The sequence below is a fragment of the Salipiger pentaromativorans genome, from assembly GCF_024721115.1.
Classification (GTDB): domain Bacteria; phylum Pseudomonadota; class Alphaproteobacteria; order Rhodobacterales; family Rhodobacteraceae; genus Salipiger; species Salipiger pentaromativorans.
The window spans coordinates 116,878-134,956 of sequence record NZ_JAMDHK010000004.1; the positions used below are offsets into that span (position 1 = coordinate 116,878).

Sequence of the window (18,079 nt, forward strand, 5' to 3'; positions counted from 1 at the left end):
ATCTGCCCTCTGGTTGCTGAGGCGCGCGGGGTAGCGCGGACCGGATGGGCTTGTCAATCGTCGCCCGGCGGTGCGGCGCTCAGTGTCCGCGCGATGGTGTCGAGCGCGGCGCGGACCGGCGGGTCGTGGCGCGCCTCGTGGTGGCTGACCAGCCATTCGTCATGGGCCAGCGCGGCGATGGGATCGGAGAGCCGTCGCAGCCCGGTCTCGGCATCGCCGGCGAAACAGGGCAGCACCACCCGCCCGAACCCGGCCAGCGCCAGATCGAGGCAGAGCCGCAGGTCGCTGGCGGTGGTTGCGATCTCGTCGCCATGCTCGGCGCGCAGCCAGCGCTGCGAGGCGGCCAGCCCCGGCCCGTCGGGTTGCGCGACATAGCCGGTGACCTCGGCGCTGCTGCCATAGACCGCATAACCGATGCGCCGCAGCCGCCGCCGCGCCAGACGGGACGAGTCGGGCGGACGGTTGCGGATGCCGATGTCGGCCTCGCGTCGCGCCAGATCGAGCGGCGCGTTCGAAGGCAGGAACAGCGGCAGCCAGAGCGGATTGCGGCCCGGCGACAGCGCCCGGGCCAGGTGGCGCGAAGTCCAGGTTCCGGCGGTGATGCGCACCGGTGCGGGGCCGTGGCCGGCATCGGCCCAGAGCGCCACCCGTCGGCGCACCGCGCGCAGCTCGGCCGCCTCCGCCGCCAGCGCGCGCCCCTCGGCTGTGAGCGCGTAGCCAGCCTTGCCGCGCAGGAACAGCACCCGCCCGCTGTCGCGTTCGAGCCGGGTCATGCGCCGCGACAGGGTCGGCAGCGGCACGCCCCGGCGTTGCGCGGCGCCGGTCAGCGACCCGGCATCGGCCACATCGAGCAGCAACAGAAGGTCGTCGAGGCTGAAATGACTTTCATTCATGAAAGTCAGTTTGCGCCGAACGGCAGTATTTTCAAGGGATCTGTCGCGAGAGGATCGCCGCCGGGGGGAAGGCTTTGCTTGCAAAGGTGGAAGATGTGCAAGAATGACCCGTATGACACGACCCAACCGCCGACGCTTTATCGGAGCGAGCAGGCGCTGTTTGCCCGCAGGCTTGCCAGCCACCGGAAATGGCGCCGGCGAAGGCGGATCTTGTGGGTCCGAGCGTGGCTGTTCGGGCGGCGAAAGCTCAGTCGCGCCGCCCGGCAAAGCGCGCCTGCCAGTCCTCGCGCTCGGCATCCGTGATCTTGCGGAAGGTCACCTCGGGCACGACAAACCCGTGGCCGGCGGGCAGGGTCTCGAGCGCCGCCGCCACATCGTCGGGCCATGCCTCGCCATCCGCCGCAAGCGCGGTCAGGAGCTGCGCCGAGGCGTCGGGGATGAAGGGCGCGGAAATCACCGCATAAAGCCGGATGAGGTTCAGCGCGAGGCGGATCTGCATCGCCGCCGCCTCGGGATCGGTCTTGAAGGTCGACCAGGGGGCGGCTTCTTGCAGATATTCATTGCCGAGCACCCAGGCAGCGCGCAGCGCGGTGGCGGCCTTGCGCACCTCGTTGGCGGACATGTGGGTTTCGTATTCCCGGACCTTCTCGGTCAGAGCGGTGATGAGCTTGGTCTCGAGATCGCCATAGGCGCCGCCCTCGGGCACCGCCTCGCCGAATTTCGAGCGGCAGAACTTGGTGACGCGGCTGGCGAAATTGCCCAGCACGTCCGCCAGATCCTTGTTCACCGAGGCCTGAAAATTTTCCCAGGTGAACTCGCTGTCCGAGCTTTCCGGCGCGTGGCTCAGCAGCCACCAGCGCCAGTAATCCGCCGGCAGGATCTCCAGCGCCTGATCCATGAACACCCCGCGCCCGCGCGAGGTGGAGAACTGGCCGCCATCGTAGTTCAGGTAGTTGAACGACTTGATGTAATCGACGAGCTTCCAGGGCTCGCCCGAGCCGAGAATGGTCGCGGGGAAGCTGAGCGTGTGGAAGGGCACGTTGTCCTTGCCCATGAACTGGGTATAGGTCACGTCCTCCGCGCCCTTGTCGGTGCGCCACCAGCGCTCCCAGTCGGCGCCCTTGCCGGCCTCGACCCATTCCTGCGCGCAGGCGATATATTCGATGGGCGCGTCGAACCAGACATAGAAGACCTTGCCTTCCATTCCCGGCCAGTCCTCTGTGCCCTTCTTGACCGGGATGCCCCAGTCGAGATCGCGGGTGATGCCCCGGTCCTGAAGCCCGTCACCGTCGTTCAGCCATTTCTTGGCGATCGAGGTGGTGAGCACCGGCCAGTCGGTCTTGCTGTCGATCCAGGCTTCCAGCTCGTCCTTCATCTGGCTTTGGCAGAGGTAGAGGTGCTTGGTCTCGCGCATCTCCAGATCGGTGGCGCCCGAGATCACCGAGCGCGGGTTGATCAGGTCCACCGGGTCGAGCTGCTTGGTGCAGTTGTCGCACTGGTCGCCGCGCGCATCCTCGAAGCCGCAATTCGGGCAGGTGCCCTCGATATAGCGGTCCGGCAGGAAACGCCCGTCGGTGGGCGAATACATCTGGGTTTCCGAAACCTCGCGGATCAGCCCGCGCTCGGCCAGCACCCCGGCGAAATGCTGGGTGAGCCGGTGGTTCTGCGGGCTCGACGAACGGCCGAAATGGTCGAAGCTGAGCCGGAATCCCTTGGCGATCTCGGCCTGGATCTCGTGCATCTCGGCGCAATACTCCGCCACCGGCTTGCCCGCCTTGGCGGCGGCCAGCTCGGCCGGGGTGCCATGTTCGTCGGTGGCGCAGAGGAACAGCACTTCGTTACCACGGGCGCGCTGGTAGCGGGCAAAGAGATCGGCGGGCAACTGGCTGCCCACGAGATTTCCCAGATGCTTGATCCCGTTGATATAGGGGATCGCCGAGGTGATGAGATGACGCGCCATCTGTTGCCTGCCTTCTGCTCCGCTTCGAAGCCGCTTTAGCGGATGTGGCAAGGCGTGGAAAGTCCGGTGTCGGCGGGGGTTGGCTTTGCCGCGTCGCGGCGTAGTGTGGCGCCGAATGCGAAGCAGGAGAGACGCCATGAAGATGAAACCGCTGGGCCGCACGGGGATGACGGTCTCGGAGCTCTGTCTCGGCACCATGACCTTTGGCAGCCAGACCGGTTCCGACGAGGCCCTTGCCCAGATCGACCGGGCGCTGGCTGCGGGCGTCAATTTCATCGACACCGCCGAGATCTACCCGGTGAACCCGATCAGTGCCGAAACCGTCGGGCGCACGGAAGAGATCGTCGGCGCGTGGTTCGAAAAGACCGGCCGCCGGGCAGAGGTGGTGCTGGCCACCAAACATGCGGGCGATTCCAAGTTCATCCGCGACGAGGCCCCGATCAGCGCCGACTCCATTCCGGTCGCCATCGAAGGTTCTCTGAAACGGCTCAAGACCGATGTGATCGACCTCTATCAGTTCCACTGGCCGAACCGGGGCAGCTATCATTTCCGGCAGAACTGGCGTTTTGCGCCCTGGACCCAGGACCGGGCGGCAACCGTGCAGCACATGCAGGATGCGCTGGGCGCGTTGCAACGCGAGGTCGAGCGCGGCACGATCCGGGCCTTCGGCCTGTCGAACGAAAGCACCTGGGGCACCGCGATGTGGCTGCGCATCGCCGAAGAGAGCGGCGGGCCGCGGGTGGTCACGGTGCAGAACGAATATTCGCTGCTCTGGCGCATGGCCGACACGGATCTGGCCGAGCTGATGGTCAACGAGGAGGTGGGGCTGCTGCCCTTCTCGCCGCTCGGGGCCGGGCTGCTGAGCGGCAAGTATCAGAACGGCGCGGTGCCCGAGGGCTCGCGCATGGCGATCAACGGCGATCTGGGCGGGCGCAAGGGGCCGCGCGTGTTCCCGGCGGTCGATGCCTATCTGGCGGTGGCGCGGGAGTTCGGCCTCGATCCGGTGCATATGGCGCTGGCCTGGGCGGCACGGCGCCCCTTCGTGGCCTCGGCGATCTTCGGCGCGACGACGCTGGCGCAGCTCGACCGCGCGCTGGGCGCGGCAGAGGTGACGCTTTCGGAGGAGCTTCTGGAAGCGCTGGACACGGTGCACCGGAGCCATCCGATGCCCTATTAGGAAGGCGCGGGCCGGGCCGGCGGGTCCGGCCTATTCCGCCGCCATCCCGTCGGTGAATTGCAGCCGGGCCAGGCGCGCGTAAAGCCCGCCCTGGGCCACCAGCGCATCATGCGAGCCCTGTGCCACGATACGCCCGTGATCCATCACCACGATCCGGTCGGCCTTTTTCACCGTTGCCAGCCGGTGCGCCACGATGATCGTGGTGCGCCCCTCGGCCAGACGGTCCACCGCCGCCTGCACCGCGCGCTCGCTTTCCGCATCCAGCGCCGAGGTCGCCTCGTCGAGCAGCAGCACGGGCGCGTCGCGCAGGATCGCCCTTGCGATCGCGACTCGCTGCTTCTGACCGCCCGACAGCATCACGCCGCGCTCGCCCAGATAGGTGTCGTAACCGTCGGGCAGCGCGGTGATGAAATCATGCGCCGCCGCCGCCTTTGCGGCCTCCTCGATTTCCGCGTCGGTTGCGCCGGGGCGTCCGAACCGGATGTTCTCGCGTGCGGAGGCGGCAAAGATCACCGGATCCTGCGGCACCAGCGCGATATGCTGGCGGAAGGCGTCGCGCGTCATCTCGGTCAGGGGAACGCCGTCCAGCGTCACCCGGCCGGTATCGGGATCGTAAAAGCGCTGGATGAGCTGCACGATGGTGGTCTTGCCCGCCCCCGAGGGGCCGACCAGCGCCACCGTCTCGCCGGGACGGATCGAGAGGTCCACATCGTCGAGCGCTTGCACGCCGGGCCGGGCGGGATAGGCAAAGCCGACGTGATCGAGTGCGATCTCGCCCCGCACCGGCGCCGCGAGCGCGCGCGGCTGGGCCGGGTCGCGAACCGTGTCCTGGGCCTCCAGCAGCTCCACCAGCCGTTCGGTGGCGCCCGCCGCGCGTTGCAGCTCGCCGAAGATTTCCGACAGCGCCGCCACGGCGCCCGCGACCATCACCGAATAGATCACGAACTGCACCAGCGCGCCGGTGCTCATATGGCCCGCCCGCACGTCCCAGGCGCCCATCCAGAGCACGCCGACGATGCCGGTGAAGACCAGAAAGATCACGATCGCGGTCATCAGCGCCCGGACCCAGATCCGCCGCCGCGCCGCATCGAAGCTCTTTTCCGTAACCGCGCCGAAGGCCTCGCGCGAGATCGCCTCGTGGGTGAAGGCCTGCACGGTCTGCACCGCCGCCAGTGCCTCGGCGGCATTGCCCGAGGAGGCGGCGATCCAGTCCTGGTTTTCGCGGCTGAGCTTGCGCAGCTTGCGTCCCAGCGTGAGGATCGGCACGATCACCACCGGCACCAGCAGCAGCACCAGCCCGGTCAGCTTGGCCGAGGTCAGCAGCATCAGCACCAGACCGCCCGCCATCATCAGGATGTTGCGCAGGGCGATGGAGACGGACGAGCCGATCACCGACTGGATCAGCGTCGTGTCGGTGGTGATGCGGCTCAGCACCTCGCCGGTCATGACCTTTTCGTAGAACACCGGCGACAGCCCGATCACCCGGTCGAACACCGCCTTGCGGATGTCGGCCACCACCCGTTCCCCCAGCCGCGTGACCAGCGCGTAGCGCAGCGCGGTGCCGATCGCGAGCAGCGCCGCGATCCCGAGCGCCGCGAGGAAATAGAGATCGAGCAGGGCGCCGTCCTCGACGTTGAAATTGTCCACCACCCGGCGCACCGCCAGCGGCAGGGTCAGCGACACGCCTGCGGTGGCGATGAGCGCCAGCGTGGCGGCCAGCATCAGCGCCTTATAGGGCAGCATGAAGGGCCAGAGCGCCGCCAGCGATCCGAGTTTGCGTGATTTCTCCCGTTCTTCCGCGACCGCGGTCGCCGGGTTTCCGTGAGCCATGTCCCCTCCTGTCCTGCGCCGGGCTGTTTTGCCATGCCTCCCACGGGCGTCAAGTCGCCTGTCGCCCCGCGCGGGGCGGAAACCGCCGCGCTGGCGGGATCGGCCGCGTCCGGATCGGTCGGCACGGGCGATGGCTGGCGGCGGAGGGAGGATGGAGCGGGCGACGGGAATCGAACCCGTATCTCTTGCTTGGAAGGCAAGGGTCTTACCATTACACAACGCCCGCTCAGCGGTTAGCACGCCTAGTTCATGGGGCAGCGGCGGTCAAGCGGGATGTTTCCGCAGCGCCTTTGGCGGTGCCGCGCCCGGCGGGAAAAGTTTCGCTTCTGCTCGCGTGCTCCGGGCTCTACGGTTGCGGGTGAGCGGCCCCTGCGGTCGTCCCTGCCCGTATCCGCCGCCCCGCGCGGCCCGTTCCGCAAAGACCCTGCTCATGGCCTTCGATTTCATCCTGATGCTCACCGAGAACGACCGCACGATTCCGGAGGCACGGGCGCGGCTCGACGAGGCGCTGGAAGGCGGCGTGCGGCATATCGGCTTCAAGGATGTCGGGCTGCCGTTCTCCGAGCTCAAGGGGCTGGCCGATGCCATCCGCGCGGCGGGCGGGCGCTCGTATCTGGAGGTGGTGAGTCTGGACGAAGAGAGCGAGCTGGTCTCCGCCCGCGCGGCGGTCGAACTGGATGTGGATTGTCTTCTGGGGGGCACGCGGCCGCAGGCGGTAACCCGGGTGACCCGCGATCATCCGCTGCGCTACTTCCCCTTCGCGGGCCGGATCACCGGCCATCCCAGCGTGCTGGAAGGTCCGGAAGGAGAGATCGTCGAGTCGGCTCGCCGGCTGGCCGATCTGGAACATGTGCACGGGCTCGACCTGCTGGCCTATCGCTTTGCCGGCGAGGTGCCGGCGCTGATGACGGGCGTCTGCTCTGCCGTGGGCAAGCCGGTGATCATGGCGGGCAGCATTGACAGCGAGGCACGGATTCTGGCCGCCGCCGAGGCCGGGGCCGCCGGCTTTACCGTCGGCACGGCGGCGCTGGCGGGGGCCTTTCCCGCCGAGGGGCCGGGCTTTGCCGCACAGGTGCGCGCGATCATGGGCTTCACCGCGCGCGGACGGGCCCGCTCGACCGCGCCGCGCCGGCTGGCGCTGGCCGCGCATGACACCCGCAAGGCGCATCTGCGGGCCTGGGTGATCCGTCACGCGGCGGCGCTGCGGGGGCACCGTCTGGTCTGCACCGGCGGCACCGGGCGGATGATCGCCGAGGCCGCGCCGCAGCTCAGCCTGCGCCGCCTGCAACGCGGTTCGCACGGGGGGGACCAGCAGCTCGGAGCGCTGATCGCCACCGGCGAGCTGGATGCGGTGATCTTTTTCGCCGATCCCACCGTGCCGCATGGCGGCGAGGCGGATCTTCAGGCGCTGAGCCGGCTGGCGGCGCTGCACGACACGCCGCTGGCGCTGGGCCCCTCCGCCGCCGACATGATCGCCACCGCGCTGCTGGCCGCGCCCGGCGTTTGACCGGCGGGGCGGATGCATGCTCCACTGACGGCATGATCAAGGGGATTCTGCTCGATATCGCGGGCGTGGTGCTTGACGGCGAGACGGCGCTGCCCGGCGCGGCGGAGGCGGTGGAGGCCCTGCGCGCGGCGGGGCTGCCGCTGCGGTTCCTGACAAACTCCACGCGCAAGCCGCGCCGGCGGGTGGTTGCGGCGCTGCGGGACGCGGGTATCGAGGTGGCCGAGACGGATGTGCTGACCCCCGCCGCCCCGGCGCTGGCGCGGCTGCGGGCGGGCGGATACCGCCCGCATCTGCTGGTGCATCCCGATCTGGAAGAGGATTTTGCCGGGGCGCCGGCCTCTGGCCCGGAGGCGCTGGTTCTGGGGGATGCGGGCGAGGGGTTTTCCTATACGCGGCTCAACGCGGCGTTCCGGGTGCTGGAGACCGGGGCGCCGTTTCTGGCGCTGGCGGCGAATCGGGTCTTCCGCGACGCCGACGGGCAGCTCAGCCTCGATGCCGGGGCCTTTGTCCGGGCGCTGGAATATGCCAGCGGCACGCCGGCCGAGGTGCTGGGCAAGCCGGCGCCGGCTTTCTTTCGCGCGGGCTGCGAGAGCATGGGGCTGGCGCCGTCGGAAGTGGCGATGGTCGGAGACGATGCGGAAAGCGATGTCGCGGGCGCGCTGACGGCCGGTCTTGGGCAGGCATTTCTGGTGGAGACGGGCAAATACCGTCCGGGAGACGAGGCCCGCGCGCGCCTGGCGCCCACCGCGGTGCTGCCGGGGCTGGGCGCGGCGGCGGCGCGGATCCTGAGCGCATCGGCGGGAGAGGGGCCTCTTGCGTGATGCGCAGCTTTATTCTGCCTTATGGCGCCAAAAAACGCCGAGAATCTGAAAATTCGACAAATTTTTGCCTTAGTTACCCCTTATGAAAGCCATCAGCCATGAGGTGGGGGCCGATTGTGCTGTTCTAAGGAGCGAACCATGCTGCGCAAGACCGGTCTTCTTGCCCTCACCCTGGGCTGCCTCGCCATGCCCCTTCAGGCCAAAGAGCATTATGTGCTGCTGCTTGGTGACGGTTATTTCCCCGATTATGTCTATCCCAACTACGGCGACACGATCCGTTTCGTGAACAACTCCAACGTCGCCATGTCGGCCACCGCGACCGATGCGAGCTGGACCACCGGCCGGATGGAGCCGGGCGCGGTGGTGATCCTCGAAGTCGTCGAGGGCATGAAGCAGACCTTTGTCGATACCGTCGCGACCGACAGCACCGCTGTAGGCGTGATCGACTATCTCAACGCGGCGCCGCTCGATCTCGAGCGCAACAGCGAACACAATCACTAAGATTTCCGAGCCGCGTATCGGGCTCAGAGCGGTGCGACAAGCTGCGCGCCGCTCGCGCGGTTGGAGTTGACCTCCGGCGCGACCCGATGAAAGCGCAGGGCGTCCTCCGGCGCGGCCCGCATCAGCACGGCCGCGCCATGGCCGCGTTCGCCCAGCCAGAGCGCCCAGTCCGCCTTGGCCAGCACCACCGGCACCCGGTGGTGGATCTGCCGCATCGCGCCTTCTGCCGCGGTGGTCACGATGGCGCAGCTCCGCAGGCGCTGCCCGTCGCGCTCCCAATCCTGCCAGACACCGGCAAAGGCCATCGCCCGATGATCCGGGGCGTGGATGTACCAGGGCAGCCGATTGCCCTCGGCGTCCTTGGTCCATTCGTAGAACCCGCTGGCGGGGATCAGGCAGCGTCGGCTGCGGCAGGCGTCGCGGAAGGCGGGTTTCCGCGCCAGGGTCTCGGCCCGGGCGTTGAAGAGCAGCGGCCCGTCGCCGGGGGTCTTGTACCAGTGCGGAAGGAACCCCCAGCGCATGGCCGAGAGCCTGCGATGGCCGGCATCGCTGCGCACCGTGGCGACCGGCACGGTGGGGCAGATGTTATACGCCGGCAGCTCCGGCAGATCGTTGTCGGGCGTGGCCTGAAACAGATCCGTCAGAACGTCGAGCGGCTGGGTCAGCGCGAAGCGCCCGCACATCCGGCGCGGCCGCTCAGCGGATCAGCGTCTTGATCGCCCGGGCATGGGCCGGATCGGCGCCCAGCGTGTCCTCGGCCAGTGCGCGGGCCGCGGGCAGCAGCGCCTCGGGCGCGACCACACGGTCGATCAGCCCCCAGCTCATCGCCTCCTCGACGGGCACCTTCTGCCCTGCCATGAGGATCATCTTGGCCCGCGCCGGCCCCACCAGCGCCGCCAGCCGGGCGGGATCGGAGGGCTGCGGCAGGAAGCCCAGCTTCATCACCGGATAGAACACCTTCGCCCCCGGCACCGCGATGCGCAGATCGCAGGCCAGCGCCATGCCCATGGCGCCACCCGCAAGCGTGCCGTTCAGCGCCGCGATGCTGAGCCCGGGCAGCCGCGCGATGGCACCCGAGAGCCGCTCCCAGAGCGGCGAGGTGGCAAGCCCCGCGCGCGCGGCTTCAAGATCGGCGCCGGCTGAGAACACCTTGCCCACCCCGGTCAGCACGAGAACCTGCGCCTCGCGCGCCGCTTCGGCGATTTCACAGAGCTTTTCCAGCATCTCCGGGGTCAGCGAATTGGCCTTGTCCGGGCGGTCGATCACCGCCAGCCAATAGCCTCCGTCCTTTTCCAGCGAGATCATGCCACGCCCACCTTTTTCCGAATCTCCTCCTCGCGCAGCGACACCTCGCCGCCGAGGAACCCGTCCGCCTCTTCGCCGCACATCCAGAGCAATGTCTTGGCCACCCAGTCCGGCGGGATGTGATCCTCCCAGTCGAGCTGGCTGACCTGATTCACGCCGCTCGCCTTGATGGTGCGCTGCATCTGCGTGGCGACCGTGCCCGGTGAGAGCGAGATCGCCCGGATGCCCTTGGCGCGGTATTCCTCGTCCGCCGCGCGGGTCAGCATCAGCGCCCCGGCCTTGGAGGTGCAATAGGCCGACCAGCCTTCGAGCGGGCGATGCGCCGCACCCGAGCCGATGGTCAGGATCGTGCCGCCGCCGGCCTGCGTCATCACCGGCAGCGCGGCGCGCATCCCGTGGTAGACACCCTTGATATTGATGTCGATGAGCGCGCCCCAGGCCTCGGGATCGCTTGCGCCGAGCGGCGCGATGGGCTCGATCACGCCGGCGTTGTTGATCAGGATGTCGAGCCCGCCAAAGGCGGTCAGACAGTTCTGCACCGCCTGCTCGACCTCCCAGTAACGCGAGATTTCGCAGGGGATGGCCACGGCGTTTGCACCGATCTCGCCGGCCAGCTCGGCAACGGCGTCGCCGCTGCGGGCGACCAGAGCCACCTTGGCGCCGGCCGCAGCGAAGGTCCGGGCGGCGGCGGCGCCGATGCCGCGGCTCGCCCCGGTGATCAGCGCGGTTTTCCCTGTCAGATCCATGGGATGCCTCGTTTTTTCGATTCACATCCTTGGTAAAGGCTGGAATACCCCCGGTCCAGCCTCTTGACCCGGCAGGTCATGAGGCAGAAGCTCCGCCCATTGATTTTTCGCACGCCGAAGAGAGGGTTGATTATGCGGGTTTCGAAATATGCCATCGTGCCGGTGGCCGCAGCGTTGCTGATGGCATCGCCGGCGCTGGCCGAGGTGACGCCCGAGCAGGTCTGGGAGGATTTCAGCGGCTATCTGAAGAGCTTCGGCTACGAGGTGAACGCCAGCGAGGCGCTGTCCGGCGACACGCTGACGCTGTCGGATCTGCGCGTGACCATGGCACTGCCCGAGGCCAATGGCGCGGTTGCGGTCGCGTTCGGCAGCATGGAGCTGCGCGGCCAGGGCGACGGGTCCGTCAAGGTGGTCCTGCCCGAAACCGTGCCGATTTCCGTCACCGTCGCGCCCGAGGACGAGGACGCGGTCGATATGGAGATCGGTTATTCGCTCGACGCGCTCGACATGGTGGTGTCGGGCGATCCCGAGGCGATGACCTATGTCTTCAGCGCCGAGGCGATGGCGATGGCGCTGTCGAAGCTGGTGGTCGATGGCAAAGAGATCCCGCGCGACGGTCTGCGGGCCGAATTGACCACCGGGCCGGTCGAGGGCGAGGCTCAGGTGACCATTGCCGACGGCACGCGCGAGGTGGTGCAGACGGTCTCGATCGGGACGGTCTCCTATGACGTCGCCGGCCAGGATCCCGAAGGCGAGGGGGCGGGCATGCTGCTGGGCTCGCTCACCGGGCTGGTCTCGGAGAGCCTTGCGCGCATTCCGGCCGAGTCCGGTGCGGCGGATATGCCCGCGCTTCTGGCCGCAGGCATGACCGTGTCGGGCAAGATGACCTATGACGCCGGGCAGTCGCAATTCTCCTTCACCGAAGAGGGGCAGACCACCAGCGGCCAAAGCGCGAGTGCGGGCGGCAGCTTCGAGATCGGCATGTCGAAGGACGCGCTGATGTATGACATCGCCGCGCGCGAGGTGAATTACAGCCTGTCCGGGGGCGAGATCCCCTTTCCCGTCAGCGCCGCGATGGAGGAGATGAGGCTGACGATCGCCGCGCCGATCAGCAAATCCGACACGCCGCGCGATGTGGCGCTCGCGCTGACGCTGGGCGGGTTCACCACCTCGGACATGATCTGGAACATCTTCGACCCGGCGGCGGTGCTGCCGCGCGATCCGGCGACGGTGGCCTTCGACCTGACCGGCAAGGTGACGCCGTTCGTCGATTTCATGGATCCCGCGCAGCTTGCCGGGGTCGAGGCCGGATCGCAGCCGCCGGGTGAGTTGAACGCGCTGACGCTCAACAGCCTGACGGTCGAGGCGGCGGGGGCGAAAATCACCGGCACCGGCGATTTCACCTTCGACAACACCGATTTGCAGAGTTTCGACGGGATGCCGAAACCCACCGGCGCGCTGGATCTTCAGGTGGCCGGGGCCAATGGGTTGATCGACAAGCTGATCCAGATGGGGCTGGTCGCCGAACAGGACGCCATGGGGGCGCGCATGATGATGAGCATGTTCGGCGTGCCGGGCTCGGAGCCGGACACGCTGACATCGAAGATCGAGGTCAACGAGCAGGGGCATGTGCTCGCCAACGGGCAGCGGATCAAATAGCGATGCGCTTCGGCGCCCATGCTGGGAGGCCGGAATAGATTCGGGGCGGGCAATCATGCCCGCCCTTTTTTTGTGCCAGATGCGCGTCGAATGGCGCAGCGATGTGTTGAGGGGCGCTAGGTGCTTTCCGGGGATCGTTCCCGCAGCGCCGGAAGCCCCACGCCGGTCGAGTCGAACCCGCCGTCCACCGCCAGCACCTGCCCGGTGATATAGGAGGCATTTGGCGAGGCCAGGAACACGATGGCCTCGGCCAGCTCCTGCTCGGATCCGTAGCGGTTGAGCGGGATCGCGTCGTGATAGGCGTCGATGATGTCCTGCGTGTGCACCGCCATGGCGAGTTTCGTCCGCACCGGCCCCGGCGCGACGCAGTTCACTCTGATGCCGACCTCTCCGAGTTCGGCGGCGTATTGCTTGGTGAGCTGGATCACCGCCGCCTTCGAGGTGCCATAGGCCACCCGCAGCGTCGAGGCGCGCAGCCCGCTGATCGAGGCGATGTTGACGATGGCGCCACGCGTTTCGGCCAGCGCCTCGGTGCAGGCCTGGCTGCACAGGAACACCCCGTCGAGATTGGTGGCCATGACGCGCCGCCACATGGCGAAATCGCAGTCCCGGATCGGGCCGAACTCGGCCACGCCCGCGTTGTTCACCAGCGCGTCGATCCGGCCCGCCCAACGCAGCACCGCGTCGCGCATCCCGTCCACCTGGGCGGGGTCGGAAATGTCGAAGGGCAGTGCCAGCATGTCGGGCCGCGTGGCGGCCACCGTCTCCAGCTCGTCGCTGTCGCGGTCGACCAGCGCGACCTTCCAGCCGCGCGCGGCGAACAGATCGGCGGTGGCAAGGCCGATGCCGCGCGCGGCCCCGGTGACGATTGCGCAGTTTCCGGTCATGTGTCTCCTCCCTCCCACATGGCTTTGCCAAGTCTTGGCACGGGGGAGGGAGGATAGAAAGCCGTCCTAGCGCCAGCCGAGCGCCGGGGCGATCTCTTTCAGGATCGTCTCGATCACATGGGCGTTGTAGTCGACGCCCAGCATGTTCGGCACGGTCAGCAGCAGCGTATCGGCCTCGGCAATCGCCTCGTCACGGCGCAGCTGCTCGATCAGCCGGTCGGGCTCGTCGGCGTAACCGCGTCCGAAGATCGAGCGCTGCTCTTCGATGAAGCCCACCTGATCGCTCTCCTTGCCGCCACGGCCGAAATACATCCGGTCCATGTCATTGGTCAGCGCAAAGATCGAGCGGCTGACCGAGACGCGCGGCGCATGCGCATGGCCCGCCTCTTTCCAGGCGGCGCGATAGGCGCGGATCTGGTCGGCCTGCTGGATGTGGAAGGGCTCGCCCGTCTCGTCGTCCTTGAGGGTCGAGCTTTGCAGATGCATGCCTTGCTCGGCCGCCCAGATCGCGGTGGCGTTCGACCCCGCGCCCCACCAGATGCGGTTGCGCAGCCCTTCGGAATGCGGCTCCAGCCGCAAAAGGCCCGGCGGGTTGGGGAACATCGGTCGCGGGTTCGGCTGGGCAAAGCCTTCGCCCTTCAGCAGATCGAGAAACACCAGTGCGTGGCGCCGTGCCATGTCGGCGGCGCTTTCGCCCTCGTCGGGGCGGTAGCCGAAATGTTTCCAGCCGTCGATCACCTGTTCCGGCGAGCCGCGCGAGATGCCGAGCTGCAGGCGTCCGCCTGCGATCAGATCCGCCGCGCCCGCGTCCTCGGCCATGTAGAACGGGTTCTCGTAACGCATGTCGATGACGCCGGTGCCGATCTCGATTTTCGAGGTGCGCGCGCCGACCGCCGCCAGAAGCGGGAAGGGCGAGGCGAGCTGGCGGGCGAAATGGTGGACACGGTAATAGGCGCCGTCGAGCCCCAGCTCTTCGGCGGCGACCGCCAGTTCGATGGACTGCGTCAGCACATCCGCGGCGGTCCTGACCTGCGAACCACGGGAGGCATCCCAGTGGCCGAAGGAAAGAAATCCGAGTTTCTTCATGAATCCGGCTCCTTGAACGGTTTGCGCGGCCTCTGCCGCCTTGACCCTGAGATAAGGAGCGTGCCCCGCTCCCGGCAAGCCGCGTGGCGGTTCGCCTGGGCGCAGGGTCTGTGCAAATCCGCTCCGACCGCTGTGCGGCCGGAGCGGTGCCCGCCGATTACTCGATCAGGCCGATTTGCTGATAGAAGGCGTGGTTGTCCCAGAAGAGGTATTCCTCGTCCATCACGCCCGCGTCGGTCCAGTGGCCGATGGTGGCCATGGTCAGCGTGTAGCGCTTGCCGGTGGGCTGGATGACCTGGCCGCCGCCGATCGGCATGGGCTCCGAGAAGGTGCCGGTGATCTCACCCACGACGCCGGTCCATTCGCCCTGGCCGATGCGGATCGGGTGCTTGTCGATGGTGGTGTCGGGCGCAAAGACGAAGAAGGCGCTCAGATCGTCGATATGGGCGTCGAGGCCCTGCACCGTGCGGCCATCGGGCCAGTGCACCACGATGTCCTCGGCGTGGCTTTCGTGCAGGCGGTCCCATTGCTGGCCGGAGAAGACCTCGAAATCGAGCGTGTCGAAGGTTTCGAGGTTCTTGGCGATGCGGGCGTCCTCGGCCTGGCGCTGGGCCAGCTCGGCGAGGGCGGCGGTGACGACCGCGCTGTCTTGGGCAAATGCGGCTGTGGCGAGGCCGGCGGTCAGAGCGGCGGCGGTGAGGGTCGTGAGCGTTTTCATGTCGTGGTCTCCTTGGTTGGATCGGTGCATCTCTGCGTTGCGATGAGGGCAACCTAGGCCGAGTTTATTTTCCACGAAATGGATATTTTGTTGAATGACTATCCTTGAAATGTTCCTAATTTGAGCGAACAAAACTCCGCGCGCACCCCTGCCGTCTGGCAGGAGCGTCCCGGTCGTTTCTCCGTTGGGGAGGCGAGGCGCGCGCGGTCAGGCGCGCATCAGGTCCGGCAGGTCTCCGGTGATCCCGGCGGCTTCGCGGATAAAGCCCCGGCGCAGCGGTGCGGCGGCGTTGATCGCCGCCATGCCCAGGTCCCGGCCCAGCCGCAAAAGCGGATTGTCGTTCGAGAACAGCCGGTTGAAAAGGTCCGTCGCCGCCGCCAGCGAGGCGGTGTCGAAGCGCCGCCATTGCTGGTAGCGCGCCAGAACCATGGGCGAGGCGATGTCCTCGCCACGCCGCTGGGCATGGGCGAGCACATGCGCCAGCGCCGCCACGTCGCGCAGCCCGGCGTTCAGCCCCTGCCCGGCGATGGGATGCATGCCATGCGCCGCGTCTCCGATCAGCGCCAGACGATCCCCCACAAAGCTGTTCGCCAGCGTCAGGTTCAGCGGATAGAGGAACCGCTGCCCGGCGAGCGCGATCTCTCCCAGGAAATCGCCGAACCGCGGGCGCAGCACGGCGAGATAGTCCTCGTCCGGCAGCGCCTGAATCGCCCGGGCCCGGTCGTCCGCCTCGCTCCAGACGATGGAGCTGCGGTTGCCCGGCAGCGGCAGGATCGCCAGCGGTCCCGGCGGCATGAAGAACTGATGCGCGATGCCGTGATGCGGTTTCTCATGGGCGATGGCGCAGACCAACGCCGTCTGGCCATAGCCCCAGCCCGTCCGCCGGATGCCCGCCCGCTCCGCCGTGCCGCTGCGGCGCCCGTCGGCGCCCACCAGCAGTCGTGTGGTCAGGGTCTCACCACTGGCCAAGGTCACCGTCGCGCCCTGCGGTGTCACGCTCTGCGCCACCACCGTCTCGCCCGCGCGATGGGTGACCCGTTCGGAGGCGTCCATCGCCGCCATCAGCGCGCGGCGCAGGTAGCGGTCCTCGATCATCTGGCCCATCGGGCCTTCCTCGATCTCCGCCGAATCGAAATGCAGCCCAAGGAAGACCCGCGCCTCGCCGACACGCCCGTCGCTGACCTTGATTTCGGTCATCGGCTGGGCATTCGGCGCCAGAACCGGCCAAATCCCCAGATTTTCCAGCAACCTGACCGAAGACAGCGCCAGCGCGTAGCCGCGCCCGTCGAAATCTTCTTCCGCACGCGCAGCCTCGGGAAGCGCGTCGATGACGATGCTTTTCAGGCCGCTTTGCGCGGCTGCAAGCGCCAGGGCGGGGCCATTGAGCCCGCCGCCCACGATCAGGATGTCGCAATCATGTTCCATGGGGGCAAATATGCCCCCCTTCCCGGGATTGTCCATGCGCCGCGCTGCCGCTACCGTCGCGCGCGAACAGGAGAGGGAAGACGATGAGCGACTGGACGGAGATGAGTGCCACAGAACTGGGGCAGGGGATCGGCAAGGGCGAGATCGACCCCGTGGCGCTGGCGCAGGCCTTTCTCGACAAGATCGCCGCGCATCCGCTCAAGGACCGCATCTATGCCCGTCTGACCCCTGAACGCGCGCTGGCCGAGGCCGGGGCCGCCCGTGACCGCGCCGCCGCCGGGCAGCGCCGCTCGCCGCTCGACGGGGTGCCGGTGAGCTGGAAGGATCTTTTCGACACGGCGGGGGTCGCGACCGAGTCGGGCTCCAAGCTGCTCGAGGGCCGGGTGCCCGAGGTCGACGCGCCGGTGCTGCAGGTGGCCACGGCCATGGGGCTGGTCTGCCTGGGCAAGACGCATATGTCCGAACTGGCCTTTTCCGGCCTGGGGCTGAACCCGGTCACCGCGACGCCGCCCTCGGTCAACGATCCCGAGGCTGTGGCGGGCGGATCCTCCTCCGGCGCCGCCGCCTCGGTGGCCTTCGGGCTTGCCGCCGCCGCCATCGGCTCGGACACCGGCGGCTCGGTGCGGATTCCCTCCTGCTGGAACGATCTGGTGGGGCTCAAGACCACCTCGGGCCGCATCTCGCTCGAGGGTGTGGTGCCGCTGGCCGCGGGGTTCGACACGGTGGGGCCGCTTTGCCGCTCGGTCGCGGATGCCGCGCTGGTCTTTGCCGCGCTCGAGGGGCGGGCGGCGCCCGATCTGCGTGGCGCCACGCTCGAGGGCAAGCGCTTTGCCCGGCTCACCAATATCGTGCTCGACGACCTGCGCCCCGAGCCCGCGCGCGGCTATGCGCAGGCGCTCGAGAAACTGGCGCGGGCCGGGGCAGAGATCGTCGATCTCGAGGTCCCCGAGATCGCCATTCCCATGGCGGATGCGGGCGTCCTCTACACCACCGAAGCCTGGGCCACCTGGGGCGAGGCCATCATCGCCAACCCCGACGTCATGTTCGCCCCGATCCGCGAGCGTTTCGAGGCCGGGCAGCATTACACCGGCGCCGATTACCTGCGCGCCTGGGAACGGATGATGGCCGCGCGCGACGCCTATTATGCCGCCAGCGCCGGGGTGGATGCGGTGCTCTGCCCGACCGCGCCGATCCTGCCGCCGAAGATCGACAAGCTGATGGAGCAGGGAGAGTATTACGTCACCGAGAACCTGCTCGCTCTGCGCAACACACGGGTCGGCAATCTCATGGGCACCTGCACCCTGACCCTGCCCACCGGTGTGCCCTCCTGTGGCATCTCGCTCATGTGCCCGCACCGGCAGGAGGACAGGCTGCTCCGGCTGGGCGCCGCTGCGGAAAAAGCGCTCGCCTGAGCCTTTCATCTTTCCGGCAAATACTCCGGGGGGAGCGCGTCCCGGCGCGCGAGGGGGCAGCGCCCCCTCTCCCCCGCAAGGGCGCCGGACGCGCGGCGGAAATGCAACGCCCAAAGGGTCTTGCACGCTTTCCGCCGGAGCTGCGGCTTTCG

Annotated in this window: 16 protein-coding genes and 1 tRNA gene; 6 read left to right on the forward strand and 11 right to left on the reverse strand. The window is 68.1% G+C overall.

The features are described 5' to 3' along the window. Positions 1 to 53 precede the first annotated feature (53 nt). Entirely contained in the window at positions 54 to 893 is an 840-nt protein-coding gene (locus tag M4578_RS08835) for a LysR family transcriptional regulator (protein WP_258093081.1), read from the reverse strand. Positions 894 to 1,140: 247 nt separating this feature from the next. Beyond that, a complete protein-coding gene (metG, locus tag M4578_RS08840; protein WP_258093082.1) occupies positions 1,141 to 2,853 on the reverse strand; it encodes a methionine--tRNA ligase in 1,713 nt (570 codons plus the stop codon). Positions 2,854 to 2,989: 136 nt separating this feature from the next. On the opposite strand from metG, the gene M4578_RS08845 reads away from it, so the two are divergent. After that, positions 2,990 to 4,030 carry an aldo/keto reductase gene (locus M4578_RS08845; RefSeq protein WP_258093083.1) on the forward strand — a complete coding sequence of 347 codons (1,041 nt, stop codon included), beginning with the start codon at positions 2,990 to 2,992 and terminating at the stop codon, positions 4,028 to 4,030. Between the two features lie 30 nt (positions 4,031 to 4,060). Here M4578_RS08845 and M4578_RS08850 read toward each other — a convergent pair whose 3' ends face one another. Together M4578_RS08850 and M4578_RS08855 are read right to left on the reverse strand one after the other, a co-directional pair. Next, positions 4,061 to 5,860: an ABC transporter transmembrane domain-containing protein gene (locus M4578_RS08850; RefSeq protein ID WP_258093084.1), complete on the reverse strand. Its 1,800-nt coding sequence runs from the start codon at positions 5,858 to 5,860 to the stop codon at positions 4,061 to 4,063. Positions 5,861 to 6,012: 152 nt separating this feature from the next. After that, a tRNA-Gly gene (locus tag M4578_RS08855) sits at positions 6,013 to 6,086 on the reverse strand. A 204-nt stretch (positions 6,087 to 6,290) separates the two neighbouring features. Between M4578_RS08855 and M4578_RS08860 the strand changes: the two genes are divergently transcribed. The 3 genes from M4578_RS08860 to M4578_RS08870 all read left to right on the forward strand — a co-directional run bounded on the left by M4578_RS08860 (position 6,291) and on the right by M4578_RS08870 (position 8,689). Beyond that, a complete protein-coding gene (locus M4578_RS08860; protein WP_258093085.1) occupies positions 6,291 to 7,367 on the forward strand; it encodes a methylglyoxal synthase in 1,077 nt (358 codons plus the stop codon). 32 nt (positions 7,368 to 7,399) lie between these two features. Further along, positions 7,400 to 8,188, forward strand: a complete 789-nt coding sequence (locus tag M4578_RS08865; protein ID WP_258093086.1) for a TIGR01458 family HAD-type hydrolase — start codon at positions 7,400 to 7,402, stop codon at positions 8,186 to 8,188. 138 nt (positions 8,189 to 8,326) lie between these two features. Next, the gene (locus M4578_RS08870) at positions 8,327 to 8,689 is read left to right on the forward strand and encodes a cupredoxin domain-containing protein (RefSeq protein ID WP_258093087.1); all 363 of its coding nucleotides are present in this window, start codon (positions 8,327 to 8,329) and stop codon (positions 8,687 to 8,689) included. Between the two features lie 23 nt (positions 8,690 to 8,712). On the opposite strand, the gene M4578_RS08875 is transcribed toward M4578_RS08870, so the two are convergent. Genes M4578_RS08875 through M4578_RS08885 form a run of 3 tightly spaced genes read right to left on the reverse strand, consistent with a single transcriptional unit; the run spans position 8,713 to position 10,740 of the window. After that, positions 8,713 to 9,372 (reverse strand): SOS response-associated peptidase, encoded by a 660-nt coding sequence (locus M4578_RS08875; protein WP_258093088.1) that lies wholly within the window; start codon positions 9,370 to 9,372, stop codon positions 8,713 to 8,715. 13 nt (positions 9,373 to 9,385) lie between these two features. After that, complete coding sequence (locus M4578_RS08880; protein ID WP_258093089.1) at positions 9,386 to 9,994, reverse strand: enoyl-CoA hydratase/isomerase family protein; 609 nt, start codon at positions 9,992 to 9,994, stop codon at positions 9,386 to 9,388. Then, positions 9,991 to 10,740 (reverse strand): SDR family oxidoreductase, encoded by a 750-nt coding sequence (locus tag M4578_RS08885; protein WP_258093090.1) that lies wholly within the window; start codon positions 10,738 to 10,740, stop codon positions 9,991 to 9,993. The genes M4578_RS08880 and M4578_RS08885 overlap by 4 nt, the downstream gene beginning before the upstream one ends. 132 nt (positions 10,741 to 10,872) lie before the next feature. Here M4578_RS08885 and M4578_RS08890 point away from each other — a divergent pair, with 132 nt between their 5' ends. Beyond that, a complete protein-coding gene (locus tag M4578_RS08890) occupies positions 10,873 to 12,399 on the forward strand; it encodes a DUF2125 domain-containing protein (protein WP_258093091.1) in 1,527 nt (508 codons plus the stop codon). 116 nt (positions 12,400 to 12,515) lie between these two features. On the opposite strand, the gene M4578_RS08895 is transcribed toward M4578_RS08890, so the two are convergent. The 4 genes from M4578_RS08895 to M4578_RS08910 all read right to left on the reverse strand — a co-directional run bounded on the left by M4578_RS08895 (position 12,516) and on the right by M4578_RS08910 (position 16,515). Next, complete coding sequence (locus M4578_RS08895) at positions 12,516 to 13,286, reverse strand: SDR family NAD(P)-dependent oxidoreductase (RefSeq protein ID WP_258093092.1); 771 nt, start codon at positions 13,284 to 13,286, stop codon at positions 12,516 to 12,518. Positions 13,287 to 13,352: 66 nt separating this feature from the next. Next, positions 13,353 to 14,372: an LLM class flavin-dependent oxidoreductase gene (locus M4578_RS08900; protein ID WP_258093093.1), complete on the reverse strand. Its 1,020-nt coding sequence runs from the start codon at positions 14,370 to 14,372 to the stop codon at positions 13,353 to 13,355. Between the two features lie 157 nt (positions 14,373 to 14,529). After that, positions 14,530 to 15,090: an ester cyclase gene (locus M4578_RS08905; RefSeq protein WP_258093094.1), complete on the reverse strand. Its 561-nt coding sequence runs from the start codon at positions 15,088 to 15,090 to the stop codon at positions 14,530 to 14,532. A 207-nt stretch (positions 15,091 to 15,297) separates the two neighbouring features. Then, positions 15,298 to 16,515 (reverse strand): UbiH/UbiF/VisC/COQ6 family ubiquinone biosynthesis hydroxylase, encoded by a 1,218-nt coding sequence (locus tag M4578_RS08910; protein ID WP_258093095.1) that lies wholly within the window; start codon positions 16,513 to 16,515, stop codon positions 15,298 to 15,300. An 83-nt stretch (positions 16,516 to 16,598) separates the two neighbouring features. Between M4578_RS08910 and M4578_RS08915 the strand changes: the two genes are divergently transcribed. Next, positions 16,599 to 17,927 carry an amidase gene (locus M4578_RS08915; RefSeq protein ID WP_258093096.1) on the forward strand — a complete coding sequence of 443 codons (1,329 nt, stop codon included), beginning with the start codon at positions 16,599 to 16,601 and terminating at the stop codon, positions 17,925 to 17,927. Positions 17,928 to 18,079: the final 152 nt, after the last annotated feature.